Source organism: Mesorhizobium sp. CA6, assembly GCF_020165035.1.
In the GTDB taxonomy this organism is placed as follows: Bacteria; Pseudomonadota; Alphaproteobacteria; order Rhizobiales; family Rhizobiaceae; genus Mesorhizobium.
This window is the reverse complement of the sequence record NZ_JAIUHI010000005.1, coordinates 136,191-156,403: the sequence shown is the minus strand read 5'-3', so window position 1 is coordinate 156,403 and position 20,213 is coordinate 136,191. Positions and strand designations below refer to the sequence as shown.

Annotated in this window: 17 protein-coding genes; 16 read left to right on the top strand and 1 reads right to left on the bottom strand. The window is 64.9% G+C overall.

All coding sequences use genetic code 11. The features are described from left to right. Positions 1-65: 65 nt before the first annotated feature. The 5 genes from LB526_RS09500 to LB526_RS09480 are packed head-to-tail and all read left to right on the top strand — an operon-like array spanning position 66 to position 4,977. On the top strand, positions 66-1,025 hold the full coding sequence (locus LB526_RS09500; protein ID WP_224627408.1) for a carbohydrate ABC transporter permease: 960 nt from the start codon (positions 66-68) through the stop codon (positions 1,023-1,025). Continuing rightward, entirely contained in the window at positions 1,022-1,912 is an 891-nt protein-coding gene (locus tag LB526_RS09495; RefSeq protein ID WP_224627407.1) for a carbohydrate ABC transporter permease, read from the top strand. Before LB526_RS09500 ends, LB526_RS09495 begins: the two co-directional genes overlap by 4 nt. A 12-nt stretch (positions 1,913-1,924) precedes the next feature. Further along, entirely contained in the window at positions 1,925-3,022 is a 1,098-nt protein-coding gene (locus LB526_RS09490) for an ABC transporter ATP-binding protein (RefSeq protein ID WP_140844138.1), read from the top strand. A 29-nt stretch (positions 3,023-3,051) separates the two neighbouring features. Continuing rightward, positions 3,052-4,215 carry a mandelate racemase/muconate lactonizing enzyme family protein gene (locus LB526_RS09485; RefSeq protein ID WP_224627406.1) on the top strand — a complete coding sequence of 388 codons (1,164 nt, stop codon included), beginning with the start codon at positions 3,052-3,054 and terminating at the stop codon, positions 4,213-4,215. Between the two features lie 24 nt (positions 4,216-4,239). After that, complete coding sequence (locus LB526_RS09480; protein ID WP_224627404.1) at positions 4,240-4,977, top strand: ribonuclease activity regulator RraA; 738 nt, start codon at positions 4,240-4,242, stop codon at positions 4,975-4,977. A gap of 82 nt (positions 4,978-5,059) precedes the next feature. Here the strand turns inward: LB526_RS09480 and tssH are convergent, their stop codons facing one another. After that, on the bottom strand, positions 5,060-7,894 hold the full coding sequence (gene tssH, locus LB526_RS09475) for a type VI secretion system ATPase TssH (RefSeq protein ID WP_224627402.1): 2,835 nt from the start codon (positions 7,892-7,894) through the stop codon (positions 5,060-5,062). Positions 7,895-8,226: 332 nt separating this feature from the next. On the opposite strand from tssH, the gene tssA reads away from it, so the two are divergent. Genes tssA through tssL form a run of 11 tightly spaced genes read left to right on the top strand, consistent with a single transcriptional unit; the run spans position 8,227 to position 20,212 of the window. Beyond that, positions 8,227-9,399, top strand: coding sequence for a type VI secretion system protein TssA (gene tssA, locus LB526_RS09470; protein WP_224627400.1), 1,173 nt, complete (start codon positions 8,227-8,229; stop codon positions 9,397-9,399). A 6-nt stretch (positions 9,400-9,405) separates the two neighbouring features. After that, positions 9,406-9,942 (top strand): type VI secretion system contractile sheath small subunit, encoded by a 537-nt coding sequence (tssB, locus tag LB526_RS09465; RefSeq protein WP_095765809.1) that lies wholly within the window; start codon positions 9,406-9,408, stop codon positions 9,940-9,942. 3 nt (positions 9,943-9,945) lie between these two features. After that, positions 9,946-11,451: a type VI secretion system contractile sheath large subunit gene (tssC, locus tag LB526_RS09460; RefSeq protein ID WP_042638543.1), complete on the top strand. Its 1,506-nt coding sequence runs from the start codon at positions 9,946-9,948 to the stop codon at positions 11,449-11,451. 45 nt (positions 11,452-11,496) lie between these two features. Further along, positions 11,497-11,973 (top strand): Hcp family type VI secretion system effector, encoded by a 477-nt coding sequence (locus LB526_RS09455; protein WP_095765810.1) that lies wholly within the window; start codon positions 11,497-11,499, stop codon positions 11,971-11,973. After that, the gene (gene tssE / locus LB526_RS09450) at positions 11,960-12,712 is read left to right on the top strand and encodes a type VI secretion system baseplate subunit TssE (RefSeq protein WP_224545033.1); all 753 of its coding nucleotides are present in this window, start codon (positions 11,960-11,962) and stop codon (positions 12,710-12,712) included. The genes LB526_RS09455 and tssE overlap by 14 nt, the downstream gene beginning before the upstream one ends. A gap of 1 nt (position 12,713) precedes the next feature. Continuing rightward, on the top strand, positions 12,714-14,588 hold the full coding sequence (tssF, locus tag LB526_RS09445) for a type VI secretion system baseplate subunit TssF (protein ID WP_224627399.1): 1,875 nt from the start codon (positions 12,714-12,716) through the stop codon (positions 14,586-14,588). Further along, positions 14,552-15,616: a type VI secretion system baseplate subunit TssG gene (tssG, locus tag LB526_RS09440; RefSeq protein ID WP_224627398.1), complete on the top strand. Its 1,065-nt coding sequence runs from the start codon at positions 14,552-14,554 to the stop codon at positions 15,614-15,616. Before tssF ends, tssG begins: the two co-directional genes overlap by 37 nt. Next, a complete protein-coding gene (gene tagH / locus LB526_RS09435; RefSeq protein WP_224627397.1) occupies positions 15,616-17,055 on the top strand; it encodes a type VI secretion system-associated FHA domain protein TagH in 1,440 nt (479 codons plus the stop codon). The genes tssG and tagH overlap by 1 nt, the downstream gene beginning before the upstream one ends. 4 nt (positions 17,056-17,059) lie before the next feature. After that, on the top strand, positions 17,060-17,512 hold the full coding sequence (gene tssJ, locus LB526_RS09430) for a type VI secretion system lipoprotein TssJ (RefSeq protein ID WP_095765815.1): 453 nt from the start codon (positions 17,060-17,062) through the stop codon (positions 17,510-17,512). 35 nt (positions 17,513-17,547) lie between these two features. Further along, positions 17,548-18,882: a type VI secretion system baseplate subunit TssK gene (gene tssK, locus LB526_RS09425; RefSeq protein ID WP_224627396.1), complete on the top strand. Its 1,335-nt coding sequence runs from the start codon at positions 17,548-17,550 to the stop codon at positions 18,880-18,882. Positions 18,883-18,886: 4 nt separating this feature from the next. Continuing rightward, the gene (gene tssL / locus LB526_RS09420) at positions 18,887-20,212 is read left to right on the top strand and encodes a type VI secretion system protein TssL, long form (RefSeq protein ID WP_224627395.1); all 1,326 of its coding nucleotides are present in this window, start codon (positions 18,887-18,889) and stop codon (positions 20,210-20,212) included. Position 20,213 lies beyond the last annotated feature (1 nt).

Sequence of the window (20,213 nt, the reverse complement as noted above, 5' to 3'; positions counted from 1 at the left end):
CGACGATCGGATCGGCTGCGCCGTGAGCGCAGCCGATACTTCCCCAAGAACAAGGGCGCGCTACAGTGACGATCGCGACCGGCAAGGCCGAGGCTCGCCGCAGATTGCAACCCGCCGGGTCCGGCGTGCTCCGCAGTGTCTGGGAGCATCGCGCCGACTACGCGTATGTGGTTCCCGCGATCGCCGTAATGCTCATCGTCATCGCCTATCCGATCTACTACACAATCGAGCTGTCCTTCTTCAACACCCCGCCCGGCCTGCAGCTCCGCGACAAGATCTTCGTCGGCATCAACAACTACACGGCCATCCTCACAAGCGAGGTGTTCTGGAAGGTCACCTGGAACACGCTTATCTGGACAGCGGCCTCCACTTTCATTTCCTTCGTCCTTGGCTTTTGCGCCGCGCTGGCGCTCCACCGCGACTTTGTCGGCCGCGGTATCCTGCGCGCCATCCTGATCATTCCCTGGGTCATCAGCGCGGTCGCCGCTTCCTATATCTGGAAGTGGATCTACCATTCGGATTTCGGGGTCATCGGCGCGGTTCTGGTTGGCCTCGGATTGGCCGGAGGGCCGCCGAATTTCATCGACAATGTCAGCACGGTGCTGCCTTCCCTGATCGTCGTCAATATCTGGCGCGAGTTTCCGTTTGCCATGATCATGATGATGGCCGGCCTGCAGACGGTTCCCGACCAGTTGCTGCGCGCGGCGACGGTCGACGGGGCCAATGCATGGCAGCGCTTCTGGCACGTCACCTTCCCGCATTTGAGAAACGTCTCGACGGTGACGATCCTGCTGCTCGCGGTAGCCAACTTCAACTCCTTCATCATCCCATGGATCATGACCGGCGGCGGGCCGTCCAATGCGTCGCATATCTGGATCACCCACATTTATGAGCTTGCCTTCGGCCGGCAGCGCTGGGGCGTGGCGTCGGCCTATTCGGTGCTGCTGTTCTTCATCCTGATGACACTCGGCTATTTCTATGTCCGTGCGCTGAGCGGCAACGAGCGGAAGGATGGAAGCGCATGAGCACGATTGCCGAGACAGCCCCTCGAAACCAGGCCCGTCGCCGCATGCGAATCGACGGATGGCGGTGGGGCGGCCGCATATTCCTGGTGTTCATGCTGCTTTACACCGCGCTGCCGATGATCTGGATGCTGCTGACCTCGATCAAGTCCGGCTTCGCGGCGATGCAATTTCCGCCGCAATGGTGGCCGGACCAGCCCACCCTTGCCAGCTACCAGAAGCTGCTCGATCCGCAGAACAGCGTCGGTCAGGATTTCCTGCGCTTCTTCTGGAACAGCCTTTACGTTTCCACTGCCACGACCATCCTTTCGGTGATCGTGGCAGTTCCCGCGGCTTACGCGTTTTCGCGCTTCACCTTCCCGGGCCGGAACTTCCTGTTCTTCGCAGTGCTGCTCCGAAACATGTTCCCGGCGGTGATCTTTCTCGTGCCGCTGTTCATCCTGATGCGTGCGCTCGGGCTGGTGAACACGCATGGTTCGCTCATCCTCACCTATCTGACCTTCGGCTTGCCGCTGGCGATCTGGCTGCTTAAGGGCTTTTACGACAATATCCCGGTGCAGCTCGAGCAGGCGGCGCGTATCGACGGCGCTACACGGTTCCAGGCCTTCATCCTGATCGTGATGCCGCTCTCGACGCCGGGGATCATCGCCACCGCGATCTATTCCTTCATCGGCGCCTGGAACGAGTACATCTACGCCTACACCTTCCTCTCCAAGAACGAGCAGTTGACCCTGCCGGTCGGCATCCAGCGCTTCTTCTCGGAAAATACGACGGATTTCCCGGGCCTGATGGCGGCAAGCTTCATGATGAGCGTGCCCGTCGTCGTGCTGTTTCTTGTCCTGCAACGATACTTCGTACGCGCCCTGACGGAAGGCGCGGTCAAGCACTAGGAGTCGCTGCCGATGGCCCACGTGGTCCTCAAAGATCTCGTCAAGACCTATGGCGGCTTCAAAGCTGTCAACGACGTCTCGCTGACGGTCAATGACGGCGAGTTCGTCGCTCTCGTCGGCCCTTCAGGCTGCGGCAAGACAACCACGCTCAATCTCGTGGCGGGTCTGACCTCGGTAACATCGGGCGATATCATCATCGGCGACCGCGTGGTCAACCACCTAGATCCCAAGGACCGGGACATCGCGATGGTGTTCCAGAACTATGCGCTCTACCCGCAGAAATCGGTCTACAAGAACCTGGCCTTCCCGCTGCAGATGCGCAGGCTGCCTAAGGACGAGATCGACAAGAAGGTCAGGGAAGCGGCGCGCGTGCTCGATATGACGCAGTTGCTCGAGCGCAAGCCGCGCGAACTTTCAGGTGGTCAGCAGCAGCGCGTGGCCCTGGGCCGCGCCCTCGTTCGAGATCCGGCGGTGTTCCTGATGGACGAGCCGCTCTCCAATCTCGATGCGAAGCTGCGCGTGCAGATGCGGTCCGAGATCAAGCGGTTCCACCAGGACCTGAAGGCGACGATCATCTATGTGACGCACGACCAGCTCGAGGCCGTCACCATGGCGGACAGGATGGCGGTGATGAACGGCGGCTACCTGCAGCAATATGATTCGCCGGCGCAGGTTTTCGCGCATCCCGTGAACATGTTCGTCGCGAGCTTCGTGGGCAGTCCGGCGATGAGCCTTATTCCGCTCGAGGCATCGACGGCGAACGGCGGCACGGTGTTGACCAGCGCGGAGGGCTGGAGCCTTGAGCTGTCGCCGCCCAATGCCCGGAAGGTCGCGACAGCAACGACCCGGAAAGTCGTGCTCGGCGCGCGACATTCGACGATCAAGTTGCACAAGAGTTCTGTCCCCGGCACCATTCCGGCCAAGGCCTATACGGTGGAACCGACCGGAGACGTGACATTCGTTCAGGCCTTCCTGTCCGGCGCCATCGTCAATGTCAGCGTGCCGCCGAGCATTGCCGTCGCGCCCGACGAGCGGATCTGGCTCGAGTTCGACCAGGAGCGGATGCATCTGTTCGACAGTGAAACCGAAATGGCCCTCAGGGCCGATTGACGCGGCGAACGCGTGTGGACGTGGCGCGAATGACGACGAAACTTAAGATCACCGCGATCAAGCCCTACCCAGTGTGGGTAGGAACGCGCAACCAGATGCTTGTCAAGGTCGAGACCGACCAGGACATCTTCGGCTGGGGCGAGAGCGGCTTGAGCGGCCGCGAGAAGGCCGTGGCCGGCGCCGTCGAGCATTATCGCGAGTTCCTCGTTGGCCGCGACGCCATGCAGATCGGCCGGATCTGGCAGGAGCTTTATCGCAGCCAGTATTTCGAGGGCGGGCGGGTTCTGCAGGCGGCGATTTCCGCCATCGACATCGCCCTTCACGACATCAAGGGCAAGGCGCTGGGAGTGCCGGTCTACGACCTGCTCGGCGGCAAGCAGCGCGACCGCATCCCCACCTTCGCCTCGACCGGAGACGAGGCCGAGGGCGATGCTGCCATCGAACGCGCCCATGAATTGTGCGCGCAGGGATGGCAGGCAATCCGCTTCTTTCCCTCCGGCCAGAACAGCAAGGACATCTTCGAGCCGCGCGAGTCAATCGGCGCTACGGCGAGCATGCTGAACAAGGCGCGTGAGGCGCTGGGCGAGGATGTGGTGCTCGGCATCGACTACCATCATCGGCTGTCGGTGGCGGAGGCGGCGAGCTTCTGCAACAAGCTCGGCCGCGGCGTGCTCGATTTCCTCGAGGAGCCGATACGCGACGAGACGCCAGAGGCCTACGAGTCCCTGCGCAGGATGACCGACATCCCCTTTGCCATCGGCGAGGAATTTGCCAGCAAGTGGCAGTTCCTGCCCTACATCGAGCGCGGCATTCATCAGTTCAACCGGCTCGATGTCTGCAATGTCGGCGGGCTCACCGAGGCGATGAAGGTCGCCGGCTGGAGCGAGGCGCATTATGTGGACCTGATGCCGCACAATCCGCTCGGTCCGGTGTGCACCGCCGCGACCGTGCATCTGGCCGCCGCCGTGCCCAACTTCGCCTGGCTCGAAACCAGGGCACCCGAAAGGAAGCTGGGCTTCGACAATTCCGACTTCTTCCCCGTGCAGCCGCGGCTCGACGGGACCGATTACCCGGTGAGCGATCTGCCGGGGCTTGGCGTCGAGGTCAACGAGGAGGCGATCAAGGCGCAGAGTTTCCGCTTCTGGGAAGCGCCGCATCTCAAACGCCGCGACGGTTCTGTCACCAACTGGTAGTTCCAACTCATCCGGAGTTCGACAATGACGCATATTCCCGACATCACGCGTCCGCCCAAGGACCTGATCGACGCGCTGAAAGAGATCGGCGCCGCGACGGTTGCCGGCACGCTCGGCCACATGGGCTTCCGCAGTCCGCACATGGTCGGCCCGGTGGCGCAGAACCACGGGAAGTCGATCGTCGGGCCGGCGCTGACGCTGCAATTCCTGCCGCAACGGCCGGACCTGTTCGACGAGGGAGAATATACCGATCCGGAAACGCAACTGCACCGGCATGTGCTCTATCATGCGCAGGAGGGCGACGTGGTCGTGGTCGACGCCCGCGGCGACATGAGCTCGGGCGTCTTCGGCGATATGATGTCCACCTATTTCAAGGGCCGAGGCGGCGCCGGCATCGTCATCGACGGATGCATGCGCGACCGGCCCAATGTCGAAAAGCTCGATCTGCCGCTATGGCTGCGCGGCTGGACGCCAAACTATCATGTGCAGACCAGGATCTATCCCAATGCGGTCAACGTCCCGATTGCTTGCGGCGGCGTGACGGTGATACCCGGCGACATCATCGTCGCCGACGATGACGGCGCGGTGGTGGTTCCCGTCGCAATGGCCGCCAAGGTCATCGAGGAGGCTCAGAAACACCACGATTGGGAAGAGTTTTCACGCGAGAAGCTGATGCAGGGCGCTCCGTTGCAACGCTACTATCCGCTGCACGACGATGCCCGCGCAGAGTATGAGGAGTGGCGCAGGACAAAACGCCTTTAAGTTGGCAAGCGGGCCTCCCGACCGGCGGCGCAAGGCATCGACCATTCGGTCGCGCAAAGGCGGCTTCCCTCGCCATGAAGACCTATTCGAACGCGTAGGTAAATCCTTCCGGCGACGCGCCGACGATGACTTTCGCCATCTTCTTGCCCTCGAGCGAGCGGTTGAGGACGCCGCGGCTGAGTTCCGGCAGCAGCGTGTTGGTGAGGATGGCGTCGATCATGCGGCCGCCGGATTCGATCTCCGTGCAGCGCGCCTTGACCAGGTCCATGACGCCGTCGCCGATCACCAGCTCGGCGTCGTTGGTATCCTTGAGGCGCTTGGCGATCTTGCCGAACTGGTGACGGGCGATCGCCTCGATCATGGAATCCGACAACGGGTAATAGGGTATCGTGACGACGCGGCCGAGGAAGGCGGCCGGGAAGACCTTCAGCAGCGGGGCGCGCAGCGCGGTATCGAGATCGTCGATGCCGGTCCGCACCGTGCCGTTCTTCGTGCGATCCATGATGACGTCGGATCCGACATTCGAGGTGAGCAGGATCAGCGTGTTCTTGAAGTCGATGCGACGACCTTCGCTGTCGTCCATCATGCCCTTGTCGAAGACCTGGAAGAAGATCTCGTGCACGTCGGGATGCGCCTTCTCGACCTCGTCGAGCAGGATCACCGAATAGGGTTTCCTGCGCACCGCCTCGGTCAGGATGCCGCCCTTGCCGTAGCCGACATAGCCGGGCGGCGCGCCCTTGAGCGTCGAGACCGTATGCGCTTCCTGGAACTCCGACATGTTGATCGAGATCAGGTTCTGTTCGCCGCTATAGAGCGTCTCGGCAAGCGCCAGCGCGGTCTCGGTCTTGCCGACGCCGGAGGGGCCGCAAAGCAGGAACACGCCGACCGGCTTTTCCGGCGCGCCGAGGCCGGCGCGGCTGGTCTGCACGCGCCTGGCGATCATCTCCATCGCGTGATCCTGGCCGACGACGCGCTCGGACAGGGTCGCGGTGAGCCTGAGCGCCTTTTCGGTCTGGCTGGACAGCATGCGTCCGGTCGGGATGCCGGTCCAATCCTGCACCACGGCGGCGACCGCATTGCGGTCGACCGAGGGCAGGATGAGCGGTGTCTCGCCTTGCGCCGCGGCAAGATCGGCCATCAGCTCGCGCAATCGCGCCAGATTGGCAGCGGCTTCGTCTGCCGGCTCGGCGGACACCGCTTCGGCCTTCGCAGCCTTGGCGTTCGTGGCCTCGGCATTCCTGGTCTCGGCAGGCTTGCCGTCGCCAGTCTTGCTCTCGCCGATCTTGCTCTCGGGCGCCGTTTGCTCAGGCGCCTTTGCCGCGCCCTCCGCGCTCTCGGCCTCCGCAGTGACCTCATCGTCCGCCGCATCGAGCGGCACGCCCTCGCCGCGCAATTTTGCGCGCAGGTCGAGTATTTCGGCCACCAAGGCCTTTTCCCGGTCCCAGCGCGCCTGGGCCGCGGCCAAAGCAGTCTCGGTTTCCGCCAGTCCGGCGTCGACACGGGCCTGCCGGTCGGCGACGTCGATGCCGATTGCGGCTTCGCGGCCAATGATGCCGCTCTCGACCTCGAGTGCCTGGCGGCGGCGGAGGATGTCCTCGACCTCGGCCGGCGTCGCATGCTGCGAGACCGCGACGCGGGCGCAGGCGGTGTCGAGCAGGCTGACCGCCTTGTCCGGCAATTGCCTGGCCGGGATGTAGCGGTGCGAGAGCGAGACCGCGGCCTCGATCGCCTCGTCCAGGATCTGCACCTTGTGGTGCTGCTCCAGCACGCCGGCAACGCCGCGCAACATCAGCACGGCCACCGCTTCCGAGGGCTCATCGATCTTGACCACCTGGAAACGGCGGGTGAGCGCCGGGTCCTTCTCGATATGCTGCTTGTACTCAGCCCAGGTCGTGGCCGCGATGGTGCGAAGCTCGCCGCGCGCCAATGCCGGTTTCAGGAGATTGGCGGCATCGCCGGTCCCGGCCGCGCCGCCGGCGCCGATCAGCGTATGCGCCTCGTCGATGAACAGGATGATCGGCACCTCTGAGGCCTGGACTTCGTCGATGACCGCCTTCAGCCGCTTCTCGAACTCGCCCTTGACGCTGGCGCCGGCCTGCATCAGCCCGACATCGAGCATGCGCACGCTGACATTCTGCAGCGTCGGCGGCACGTCGCCTTGGGCGATGCGGAGCGCAAAACCCTCGACCACCGCGGTCTTGCCGACGCCGGCCTCGCCAGTCAGGATCGGGTTGTTTTGCCGACGGCGCATGAGGATATCGACGATCTGCCTTATTTCCGGGTCGCGGCCGACGACAGGGTCGATCTTGCCGTCGCGGGCGCGCTGTGTGAGGTCGGTGGCGTATTTCGCCAGCGCCGAATCCCCGCCCGGACCGCGCTTCATCGGCGTCTCGGCAGCGTGCTCGGCGGGCGGTGAGCCGGCCTCGAGCGAGCCTTCGGTGACATCGGCGAAGCGGGAGATGACCCCATCGGCGTCGATCTTGTCGAATTCGGCGCTGATCTTGGAGACCAGGCCTTCCAGCACCGGCGTCTTCAGGCAGGCAAGCAGGATATGGGCGCTGCGCACTTCCTCGACGCCGAACTCCAGCGTCGCAAGGTTCCATCCTTCCTGGATGGCGTGGAAGATGTGGTCGGAGAATTCCTCCACCGAGGTGGCGCCGTAGGGCAGCTTATCGATGGCTCGGGTCATGTCGGCCGTCAGCCGGCTGGCATCTAGTCCGGCGTCGGCGATGATCATCTGCACATCCGAGCGTTCTGACAGCACCAACTGCTGGATGAAATGGACAAGCTCGACATAAGGATTGCCGCGCAGCTTGGCCGTGTCGGCCGCGGCCTTGAAGGCGCGCACCCCGGTGGCGTTCAGCTTGGCAACCAGTTCCTTACGCTTGAAGCTCTGCGATGACCGGCGCTGTTCCATCGAACCTGCTCCCGCAACCTGCCGACCGTACCCTGCCATATAAGCGGCTGCTTGACAAAGCCGCATGGCGGGTAAGGTTTTTGAATCTATCCGGGCGGCACCGCCCGGATACACAAGCCTTGCAAACTCGTGGCCAACAAACACGATTGCTGCCCGGGCTATGCGAGCCATTTCACATACCGGGTCCGGCAATCGCGCAATGGGTTTCGCCGAAGAGAACGGTCGCGTTTAGCTTCCGTTAGTTTTTGCGCAGGTGCTCAATTGTCGTCGCGCGAAGCCGGTGATAACGTTACGTTACATAGGGGTCTCAGGGCCGCTGGCTGGGGGTTGGTGTGATTGATCTCGCACTCTGGCTGAATCCTCTGAACGGTGAGAATCCGTCGGGAGAGGACTTGCGCAACGACCCGGCCTTTCATGAGTTGGAGCGCCTGGCCGAGCCTCAGCTCAAAGTTGTCCATGACGGTAACAGCAAGCCCACTTCGCAACCCAGTCCTGTCGACTGGGCGGCGGTGCTCGAAAAGGCCGAAGAGTTGCGCGCCCGCGGCCGGGACCTGCGCCTACTGGTTATCGTCACGCGGGCCTTGGCCAACGAGGAAGGGCTGGCCGGCCTCGCCCAGGGCCTGACGCTGATTGCGCGAACCTTTGAGCAGTATTGGGACACCATGCACCCCTTGCTGCGGACAGGCGCGCCGCGCGATGCTGCCTTGCGGCGCATCAACGCGCTGCTCGATCTGCAGAACGGCCAGGAAGGCTTGCTGGCGAACCTCAGGCAGATGGTCTTCTTCTCCCCGCGCGCGATCGGACCGATCAGCGGCCGGGACCTCGAACAGGCTGCGCTCGACGAACGCGTCATGCTCCAGGAAGCAGCCTCTGGCCTTGGGACCGCCGAAAAGGCGGCGCTGACGAGCGCCCATAATCAGCTGTTGAACCGCGTGCGGACCGGATGCGCGGCGCAAATCGATCAAGCAGCGGATGTGATGACGTCGCTGCTCGCCGACGCGCGGGCCGCGATCGCCGCCCTCGAGGCGGTGGATGCCGCGCTCAATGCCCGCATCGACGGCCATGGCGCCACTGTCCCGGAATTGAAGAAGTTCCTGCAGCGTTTGCTGACGACGCTGGAGCGGAATTCCGGTGCCGGCGCCACGGCGAATGGTGCCGCGAAGGCCGCTCCGCAGGCGGCGACGGAACCAGCAATGCCCGCCCGCAACGGTCATGGAGCCGAGACGATGGCAAGTGTGGCAAGCGCCGTGGAAGCGAGCACCGGTCTGCCGGACCGCATCAACTCGCGCGACGAGGTCGTCAAATGCCTCGACCTCGTGGTCGCCTTCTACGACCGCACCGAACCGTCCAGCCCCATTCCGCATCTCGCGCGGCGCGTGCGCCGGATGGTGCACATGGATTTCGTGGAACTGATGGAAGATCTCGCCCCGTCGGGGCTGAAGGAGTTCCGGCTGCTTGCCGGCGTTCCCGATCCCAAGAAGCCGGCCCAGAAGGATGAAAGGTAGAAAAGCATGCCAGCAGAGAGCAAAGCGAAGGTCATCGAAAGAAACCGCGCGCCGCGCGTGCAGATCGCCTACGACGTCGAAACCTACGGCAGCCCTACGACGATCGAACTGCCGTTCGTCATGGCCGTGATGGCCGATCTTGCCGGCGCGTCGCAGACCAAGGAAGCGTCGAAGTCGGTGCTTGACCGCAACTTCGTCGAAACCGACGCCAACCGCTTCCCCAAGTTCATGGAAGCGATGGGGCCACGCGTGAAGGCGCGGGTGAAGAACACGCTGCCGCAGGCCGAGGGCCAGGAGCGTGAGGAAGAGCTCATGGTCGATCTCACCTTCTCCAAGATGGGCGACTTCGCGCCGGACAAGATCGCCGAGCAGGTCCCGCAACTGGCCGAAATCCTGAAGATGCGCCGTCAGCTCGAGGAGCTGCTGGGCTTCATGGACGGCCGCGTCGACGCGGAAAAGCGCATCGCGCAGCTTTTGAACAACGAGCCGCTGCTGAGCAAGATCGCCAGCCAGGCGATGGATGACGGCAAGGGCGAGGAGTAAGTCATGGCCGAACAGCAAAAGACCGCAGCCGCCACCGCCGAGGCGGAAGCCATCGATCTCGGCGAATTCAGCGGACTCCTTGAAAAGGATTTCAAGGTCAAGAAGGACGACAGCGAGAAGCTGCAGCAACTGGTGCGCAACCTGGCTTTGGCCGCACAGTCGCGCTCCGAGACCACAACCATCTCTTCCAATGCGATCAAGTCGATCAAGTCGCTGATCGCCGGCATCGACAAGATGCTGACGACGCAGGTCAACGAGATCCTGCATGCGCCGGAAGTGCGCGAAATGGAAGGCACGTGGCGCGGCCTCTGGTACCTGATCAACAACACCGAGACGGATACCAAGCTGAAGATCCGGGTGATGAACATCTCCAAGGAGCAGCTGGCCGACACGCTCGAGGATTATGAAGGCCAGATGTGGGACCAGAGCCCGATCTTCAAGAAGGTCTACACGGACGAATATTCGATGCTGGGCGGCGAGCCGATCGGCTGCATCATCGGCGCCTACGAGTTCTCCAACCATCCGCGCGACGTCGGCCTGCTGCGCAACATTTCCGGCGTCTGCGCCTCGGCGCACACGCCGTTTATCGCCGCCGCCTCGCCGCGGCTGTTCCGCATGGACAGCTGGCAGGAACTGCCGAACCCGCAGGACCTGCAGATGATCGTGAACAACCCGGCCTATGCCTCGTGGCAGTCGCTGCGCGAAAGCGAGGACGCCCGCTATATCGGGCTCACCATGCCGCGCGTGCTGGCGCGCTTGCCCTACGGCTCGGAAACCGTTCCGGTGAAGGGCTTCACCTTCGAGGAGGAAGTGGGCGGCGACCACAACAAATATGTCTGGATGAACGCCGCCTTCCCGATGGGAGTCAATATCAACCGCAGCCACAAGCTCTATGGCTGGGGCACGCAGATCCGCGGCGTCGAAAACGGCGGCACGGTGCTCAACCTGCCGGTGCACGCCTTTCCGACCGACGACGGGTCGATCGCGATGAAATGCCCGACCGAGGTTGCCATCGACGACCGGCGCGAGGCGGAACTGGCGAAACTCGGCCTGATGCCGATCCTGCACCGCAAGAATACCGACCTGGCGGCCTTCATCGGCGCGCATTCGCTGCAGGACGACGAGACGCGCGCCGGACGTCTGGTCGATCCCGACGCCCAGGCGAACGAGAGGCTCTCCGCCAACCTGCCCTACCTCTTCCCGGTCTCGCGCTTCGCGCACTACCTCAAGGCGATTGCGCGCGACAAGATCGGCTCGTTCAAGGAACGCACCGACATGGAGATCTGGTTGACCGAATGGATCAACCGGTATGTGCTGGCCAATCCAGCCTTTGCCGATGACAAGGCGCGCGCCAAGCGCCCGCTCGCTGCGGCCGAGGTCCAGGTTGACAGCGTCGAGGGCCGGCCCGGTTACTACAATGCCCGTTTCTACCTGCGTCCGCACTACCAGCTGGAAGGCATCAACGCCTCGCTCCGGCTGGTATCGGAACTGCCGTCGGTGAAGGGCTGAAATCGTTAAGCAAAGTCATCTTGTTTGTAGCGGTGGAGAAAGACAATGCCAGAGAGAACCGATGCGCCTTCGACGAAGATCGACGGCTTCCTGAAAGTCCCGGACATCAAAGGCCCGAGCAAGCGCGACGGCCATGAAGACGAAATCGAGATCCATGGCGTCGACTATAAGATGATCGCGCCCTACGACCCGAATTCGCTCTCGCGGCGCGGCCGCGTGTCGATGGGTATGATCAAATTCATCAAGCACTACGACAAGTCGTCGCCCTATCTGAAGAAGGCACTGTTCGAGAACAAGGCGCTCGACGAGGTGGTGTTCTCGGCACGCCGCACCATCGACGGCGAGACCAGCGACTATCTGGTGGTGACGCTCACCGACGCCTCGATCATGGAATATGACATGCGGCAGGCGCACGACGAGCCAGACCTGATCGAGGAAGAAGTCAGCTTCGCCTACAAGAAGATCAAGTTCGTCTACGACAAGGACGACGAGATCGAAATGGACGTCTATGTCGGCAAGTGAGGCCAAGCGGCCTGGCTCGAAAGCGCAGCTCGCCGGCAGCTCGCGGGCAAAACGCGAGGCGGTCCAGCCCTCCCTCTGGGACCGCCTCGTCAACGATTTGCCCGGGCTGACGTCGGAGATCGATGGGCTGCGCCGCCTGCTGGATGAAGAACTCGGCGCCGAGCGCGTCGAGGCCCTTCTTGCCGGCAGCGCCCGCGTCATCGATGCCGATGCGGAATTGACGCCCGAGCAGAAACGGCGACTGCACAGGCTGGTCTTCCAGACCGAGCATCGCACCGAGATCGAAAGTCGCGGCGTGGTGGTGTCGGCGCGCGTGCTCAGGGAAGCGGTCCGGCGCGATATCGAGGCCCTGTTCAACACAGAGCGTTTCGAGTCCGTGCCGATGCTTTCCGACGCCGAGCATGAACAGCCCTTGGACGAATTGCCGCCGCTTGCCGATTTTCCGGAGGTGCGGCGCAGCGTCGTCAATTACGGCGTGCCGTCCTTTTCAGGCCGCTCGTCGCGGGATTTCGACCGCGATACTTTAGCGCGCGAGATCCGCGCGGTGCTCGCCACTTTCGAGCCGCGTCTCAAGGAAAGCGCCACGACCGTCAACGTCACGCTCGGCGACAAGACCGTCGGTCTCAAGATCGAGATCGACGCCGTGCTGATCATGACGCCGACGCCGGAACGCATGCGGCTGCGCACCACGATCAATCTCGACAACGGCCTGGCGCGAACCGAATTCCGGGAGACCTGAGATGGATCGGGTCTTCGTGGAGTATTACGAAGAGGAACTGACCCATATCCGCGCGCTGGCCGCGGAATTCGCCGACATGCATCCGGCGGTGGCCCGCAACCTTTCCCTCGACACCGTCCCGTGCCCCGATCCCTATGTCGAACGGCTGCTCGACGGCGTGGCCTTTCTTGCCGCGCGCACGCGGCTGAAGGTTGACGCGGAGCGCTCGCGCTTTTCGCGCGCCGTGCTCGACGTGCTCTATCCCGACCTTGTGACGCCGGCGCCGGCGACGGCGATGGCTGTGCTGAAACCTGGACAGCAGGTGCAATCGATGATCGCCGGCCATGCCGTGGCGCGCGGCACGCGGCTGGTTTCCGGCCTGCATCCTGGGCTCTCGACGCGCTCAACCTTCACCACCGCGCAAGAGGTGACGCTTTGGCCGATCGCGATCAATTCGGTCAGCTATTTCCAGGACCGCAGCGCACTCGCCGCCGCCGGCATCGCGCCTGTCGGCGGCGTTCGCGGCGAAGCGGCGTTCCGCATAGCGCTTACCCGGACCGGAAAGGGCAAGCTCAGCGAATTGTCGCTCGACCGCCTCGATCTCTATTTCGCCGGGCGCGCCAAGGCGCCGCTCATATTCGACGCGATCTTCGGCGCCTGTTCGGCCGTCGGCGGGCGGGTGGAAGGCAAGACCAATCCGCTCACCGCGCTGCCCGAGCCAGAAATGGTCGGGATCCACGACGATGAAGCGCTGATGCCGCGCACGCGGCCGACCTTTGAGGGATACCGGCTGCTGCGCGAATATTTCATGATCCCCGAACGCTTCCACTATGTGCGCGTCGCCGGCCTGCAGCCGGTGGTGCGCAAATGCGATGGGGGAATGGAGATCATCTTCCTGTTCCGACGTCCGGTGCCGGAACTCGCCGATGTGACGGTGGCCGATTTCGAGCTGTTCGCGACGCCGATCATCAATCTCTTCGAACGCGAGTGCAACGTCATCGAGATCGACTCGCGCCGGACGCGCCAGGTGCTGCACGCCGACCGCACCCGGGCGCGCGATTTCGAGATCTTCCGGGTCACTCGGGTGGAAGATGCGGACGCCGAAGGCAGCGAGGCGACAATCCCTGAACTGTTCAGCCTGGGGCAGAACCGCGGCAGCGGCTGGGTCTATTCGGCCGAGCGGCGCCCGCGGCGGGCCACGGAGGATGAACGGCGCGACGGCCTGACCCGCACCTCCTACACCGGCGACGATGTCTTTATCGCGGTCTCGCGTCCGGCCGGCAGCCAGCCGAACCGGCCGCTCAAGCGGCTCGACGTGATGGCGCTCTGCACCAACCGCGACCTGCCGATCCTGGACGATACGCCGTCGCTGACGCTGGAGACCGCCGACCCGGTGGAAGCGGTACGCCTGCTCGGCGCGCTGCGGCCGCCGCAGCCGGCGATCCCGGCGGCGCTGCCGGCCGGCGCCGAAGGCGAATCCCGCGCCGACAATCTCGCCTGGCGGCTGGTGGCGCAGCTCTCGCTCAATTTCCTGAGCCTCGCCAAAGAAGGCCGCGGCGTCGATCCGCTGCATGCCTTGCTCGACCTCTATGCCGATCGCGGCGATCCTAGCCTTGCCCGCAACGTGCATTCTATCACCCGCATCGACTCGCGCCCGGTGATCGAGCGGCTCAAGATCGACGGACCGATGTGTTTCGGACGCGGCACCGAAGTCACGCTACATGTCGACCAGTCGGTGCTGGCGGGGCAAAGCACGCTGCTGCTTTCGGCCCTGCTTGCGCGGCTGTTCGCCCGTCATGCCGGGATAAACGGTTTCGTGCGGACGCGTACGCGGCTGCTGCAGAAGCAGGAGGATGTGCCATGGCCGATGACGCCCGGCAATCGCTACCTGATCTAGCGCAGCCGGCCTCAGCCGAGGCCGAGACGCTGTCGGAGAGCTTCGATTTCTTCGAGCTGCTGCGCCGCCTGGAGCAGCGGCGCGGACTGTTCGGGCATTCCGGAACCGCCGACCGCGAGCCGGCAAGGCTCGGCCAACATGTGCGCCTGAGCTTCTCTGCAAGGGACGTAGTCAAATTCCAGGACGCCAGGGACAAGGCTCCGGCGCGGGTGACGATCGCCAATCTCGGCCTGCTCGGGCCGGAAGGGCCGATGCCGCTGCATCTGACGCGCTGGGTGCTCGACCGGCTGTCGCAGCGCTGGTTCAGCGGCGCCGACGCCGAGCAGACCAGCGACACGACCTTCGTCGACTTCGTCAACATCCTGCAGCATCGCATGATCGCGCTCTACTACCGCGCATGGGCCGATGCGCATCCGGCGGTGCAGGTCGAACGTTCGGTCGGCGGGCGCGTCCGCGCCATGCTGGAGGCCATGGCCGGCATCGGCCTTCCCGGCACGCAGGATTCCGAACTCGATGCGGTGCGGCTGCGCCAGGCCGGGTCGCTGGCCAACCAGGTCGACGGCGCGGAGCGGCTGACGCTTTTTCTCGCCACGGCCTTCAAGGTGCCGGTTGAAATCAAGGAATTCGTCGCCGCCTGGATCACCATTCCCACGGCGCTGCAGAGCCGCGTCGGCAAGGCCTATGCGGCGCTCGGCGGCGGGGCAACGATCGGCCCGCGCGTCTTCAGCCGGCAGAGCCGGATCGAATTGCGCGTCGGCCCGCTGAGCCTCGACGACTTCAAATCGTTCCTGCCCGGAGAACGGCGCCTTGCCCTGCTCAAGAAGGCGGTGCGCGACATGATCGGCGAAGCGCTCGACGTCGATCTGCGCATCGTGCTCGCGCGCGACGCCGTGCCTTCGCCGAAGATGGGAACCATCCAGCTCGGCCGTACCTCCTGGCTTTCGCGCCCTGTCGAAAAGGGCGACGCCGACGATCTCAGGCTGCGCACCATCGTCGGTTGGCGACCGGACATGGCGGAGGCAGCCTGATGAGCCTCCTGCTGACCCTGGAACAAGGCCCGCGCTCGCAGGTGGTCAGACAGGCCCGGCTGGACGAGGGCGAGCTGGTGATCGGCCGCAGCGCCGATGCCGGCTGGCAGATCGACGATCCGGACATGTTCGTCTCACGCGCGCACTGCAAGATCAGCGGCGGCCGCGACGGCTATTACGTCACCGACACGTCGAGCAGCGGATTGTTTATCGACGATTCCGACAGCCCGCTCGGCACCGGCAGGTCGACGCGCCTGCAAAGCGGCATGCGGCTGCGCATGGGCGACTATGTGCTCCATGTCGAGGTGCAGCCCAGCGCCGGCCACACCTCGATCAGCCAGGCGCGGATCGCCAACGCCGAGCCGGCATGGTCGCCGCAATCGCGGACGCCAGCCAGCATCGGCGGCGACGACTTTTTCTCGGCCAAGGTCGAGGAAGAGCCGCTGCGGCCGCGCCCGGCCGGGCTGCCGGATCCGTTCGAGCAGCCTGTGCCGGGGGCTTACGATCGCGCTTCCAATCAGCGCAGCTCGCCCGCCTTCGACGATCCGTTCAGCCTCGATCCGGTGGCGACGCCGGCCTCGAACAACGAGCCCGCCGTCGGCCGGTCGGATCCGTTCGGCTTCGGCGACATGCCGTTGCGCAGCGACACGCCCGAACCCGCGGCGAAACCGTCCGGCTTCGACGATTTCAGCTTCGGGCCGGCCGCGACGCCCGCTTCCGGCAACAGTGCCGATCCATCTGGCCGCGTCGAGCGGCCCGCCGAGAAGCCACAGGCCGCCCGCCCATGGGAGATGCCGGTGCGGGCCGAACCCGCTGCGCCGCCGCGTCCCGCTCCCAAACCGTCACGTCCGATGCAACCGGCGCCCAGCGACATGGCGTTGCGCGCGGCGTTCCTGCGCGGCATGGGCGTCGAGGAGGCCGATTTCCCCGGACGCGACGCGATCGCCGAAATGGAGAAGTTCGGGCGCGAATACAGGCTGATGCTCGATGGGCTGATGCAGCTCCTGCGCAAGCGCGCCGAGGAGAAGGGCAGCGCGCGCGTCGCCCAGACCATGGTCGGCGCCTCGGAGGTCAACCCGCTCAAATTCCTGCCGACGGTCGAGGATGTCATCGTCACCATCATCGCGGAACGCAGTCCCGGCTTTCTCCCCGGCGAGGCGGCGATCGGCGACGCGGTGAAGGACCTCGCGCAGCACCACGTGCGCGCCTGGCGCGGTGTGCAGGCGGCGCTGCGGCGCATGATCGACCGCTTCGATCCGGCCGCGATCGAGGAAGAGCTCAAGTCCAATTCCGCGATCGGCAATCTGCTTGCCGGCGGGCGCAATGCCAAGCTGTGGGAGCTTTACCAGAAACGCCATCGCGACATCGCCCAGAGCGCGGAATCGAGCTTCCTGGGCGAGATCGGCGCAGATTTCAGGGACGCATATGAAGAGGAGTAGGGACATGATCGACAGACGTGAATTCATCGTCGCCATCGGCGCGACGGGGCTGCTTGCGGCTTGCCAGAGCGGCCCGCCGAAACCATCGGTCATCTCGGTCAACGTGACCGGTGGCGCCGGCATGAATCCGGGACCGGGCGGCGGCGACAGGCCGGTGACCGTGCTGGTGATGCGGCTTGCCAGCACAGGCAAGTTCAACTCGGCCGATTATTTCGCGCTGCAGGGCGATGCCGGCTCGGCGCTCGGCGCCGATCTCATCGGATCGGACGCGATCTCGGTCGCTCCGGGCAAGACGGCGGCCAAGACCATCACGGTCGAACCGAACGCGACGGCGCTCGGCTTCGTCGCGCTGATCCGCGAACCCGGCGGACGCAATTGGCGCACGACCAAGTCGGTATCGCCGGGGTCGAAATTCACCATCAACGTCAGCCTCGGCAAGGGCGGCATTTCCGCCTAGCAGACTGACGACTAGGCAGTGCAGAGAGCAGTGGCATGAGCGACGCAAACAGGGTGCTGTGGTCCGAGGGACTCTTCTTGAGGACCCAGCACTTCCAGCAGCAGGACCGGTTCTTCGAGGGGATGGTGCGCGGCGCCTTGCAGGCCGGCCAGCTCCATACGTTCGGCTTCCAGCAGCTGACGCTCGACCAATCGCTGCTCGACGCCGGCCAGGTGTCGATCGTGTCCGCCCGGGGCATCTTCCCGGACGGTACGCCCTTCTCCATCCCGGAACTGATGGACGCGCCGAAGCCGCTGCCGGTCACGGCCGACACCGGCGCCGGGCCGGTGCTGGTGGCGTTGCCGCTCGAGCCGCCCGGCGGCGTCGGCTTCGATCCGGCGCATTCCGCGTCGACGGGCGCGCGCTACCACGGCAAGATCGTTGCGGTGCGCGATGCGGTGCAGGGCGGCGCCGATCCGGAAGAGATCGAGATCGCGCGGCCGCAAGCGGTGCTGCTGGCGCCCGGCAAATCGGTCGGCGGCTATACGGCGCTGCCGGTCGCCGACATCAAAGGCGTGCGCGCCGATGGCGGCGTCTCGCTCGACCAGGCCTTCCTGCCGCCGACGCTGATCACCGGCGCCGTCCACTGGTACCGGCAATTGCTGCAGGAGGTCGTCACCGGCCTTGACCAGATCGCCGAGTCGCATGGCAAGATGGTGATGGGCGGCGCCGGCCGCAGCGTCGAAGACCTTTTGATGCTGCATCTCGCCAATGCCGCGCGGCCGCGCCTTGCGCATATGCTGGCGCAGGATGTCTTCCATCCGGCCGAGCTCTATCTTGAGCTTGCCGGCCTCGCCGGCGAGATGGCCACCTACGGCTCCAGCTCGCGGCGGCTTGGCGAATTGCCGGCCTACGACCACATGGCGCCCGGCCCCGCCTATATGGCGCTGGCCGACGCCTTGCGTTCGCTCATCCTCAGCCTGCGCTATATCGAGCCGAAGTCGCGCGCGCTGCCGGTCATGCGGCACGCGACCAATGTGTGGAAGGTGCGCATCGACAATCCGAAGCTTTTGGTCGCCAGCCGCATCGTCATCCGCGTCGGCTCCGAGCTTTCGGAAGACGCGCTGCGCAAGATCTTCGTCAACCAGGCGACGGTCGGCTCCGCCGACCAGTTCGAAGGATTGTGGAAGTCGCGCCTGCCGGGCATTCCGCTGAAACCGCTCCACTCGCAGCCGCGCGAGATCCCTTATGACGGCGACCGGCTGTGCCTGGAGCTCGACCAGAAGAGCGAGCATTGGGCTTCGCTGCTCGACGCGCCCGGCTTCGTCATCGGCGTTTCCGGTGTGCTGCCGAGCGAGCCGCAGGTCGACTGCTATTCGGTGAACAGGTGAGGCCATGAGCCGGGATGATCCTTTCGGACTGTCGGAGGATCGCGAGCGAACCCGCATCCGCCTGACCGGAGCCGCGCCCCGGCCGATGGCGCCGCTAGCACCGGGCGCGCCGGTCAAACGGGCGCGTGCCCATCCCAATACGCTGATCAACATCTTCGCGCCGCTGCTCGAATTCGCGCCGGAGCTCGAAAGCGCGCTGGCGCCAGAGAACCCGGAAGTCATGCGTACGCGCCTGCTCGACGAGCTGGTGCGGGCGCGCGATGCCGCTGTTGCCGCGGGCTCGTCGCTGGAGCGCGCCGACCAGGCGGCATGGGCGATGGCGGCGCTGCTCGACGATCTGGCGCTCAACACGCCGTGGGGCGGCGCCAGCGCCTGGCCGCGCCAGCCGCTGGTGGTCATGCTGCGCGGCGATGTCGACGCCGGCACCCAGTTCTTCACCCGCCTCGACGAGCTGGAGCGGCATCCCAACCGCGACCGTGAGATGCTGGAGCTGCAATATTACTGCCTGGCGCTCGGCTTCCGCGGCAAGTACCGCGTGCCCGGCCGCGCCGGCGACCGTTCGCTCAATGCCGTGCGGGTGGCGGCGGCGCGCTTCCTGCGCAATGCGGACGCCGAGGACGCACCGCTGTCGCCGAACTGGAAAGGCGTGATCGCCTCCGACGAGCCGCAGCGCTTCATCGTGCCGATCTGGGTGATGGCGCTTGCCGCGATCGTCGTCGCCGCGGCCGCCTATATCGGCCTGTCGATGGGCCTGAGCAGCCAGGCGGTCGAGCTCTCCGCGCTGGTGCGCACGCTGCCGCCGGCCTCGCGCGGCGACATCACCCGCGCCGCGCCCAAGCAGGATGCACCCGCGCCCGAGCCGCAACCGGTCGATTTCGCGCTGCTGCCGGAATTCAAGGCCGAAGCGCCGGACAACCTCAAGGGGGCGCTGAGCGGCACCGAGAGCGTCTCGCTGGCCAAGCTGGTCATCCAGTCCTCCAATCCCGAGCTGTTCCAGTCCTCCCGGCCGACGCTGACGGAAGGATACGAACCGCTGATCGCAGCGATCGCCAAGGTGATCCTGGACAATAAGGAGCTGATCGGAAAAATCACCGTGGTCGGCCATACCGACAATGTGCGCCTGCAAAAGTCCAACCCGCTGGCCAGCAACCAGCGTCTGTCGGAAGCGCGCGCCGAAACCATAGCCAAGCTTCTGGTGCAAGCCGGCGTGCCGCAGGAGAGCATCTCTTCCGAGGGGCGCGCCGAAACCGATCCGGTGGCCGACAACTCGACGCGCGAGGGCCGCGCGCTCAACCGGCGCGTCGAGGTTCTGGTCGAGAAGAGACTCTGAG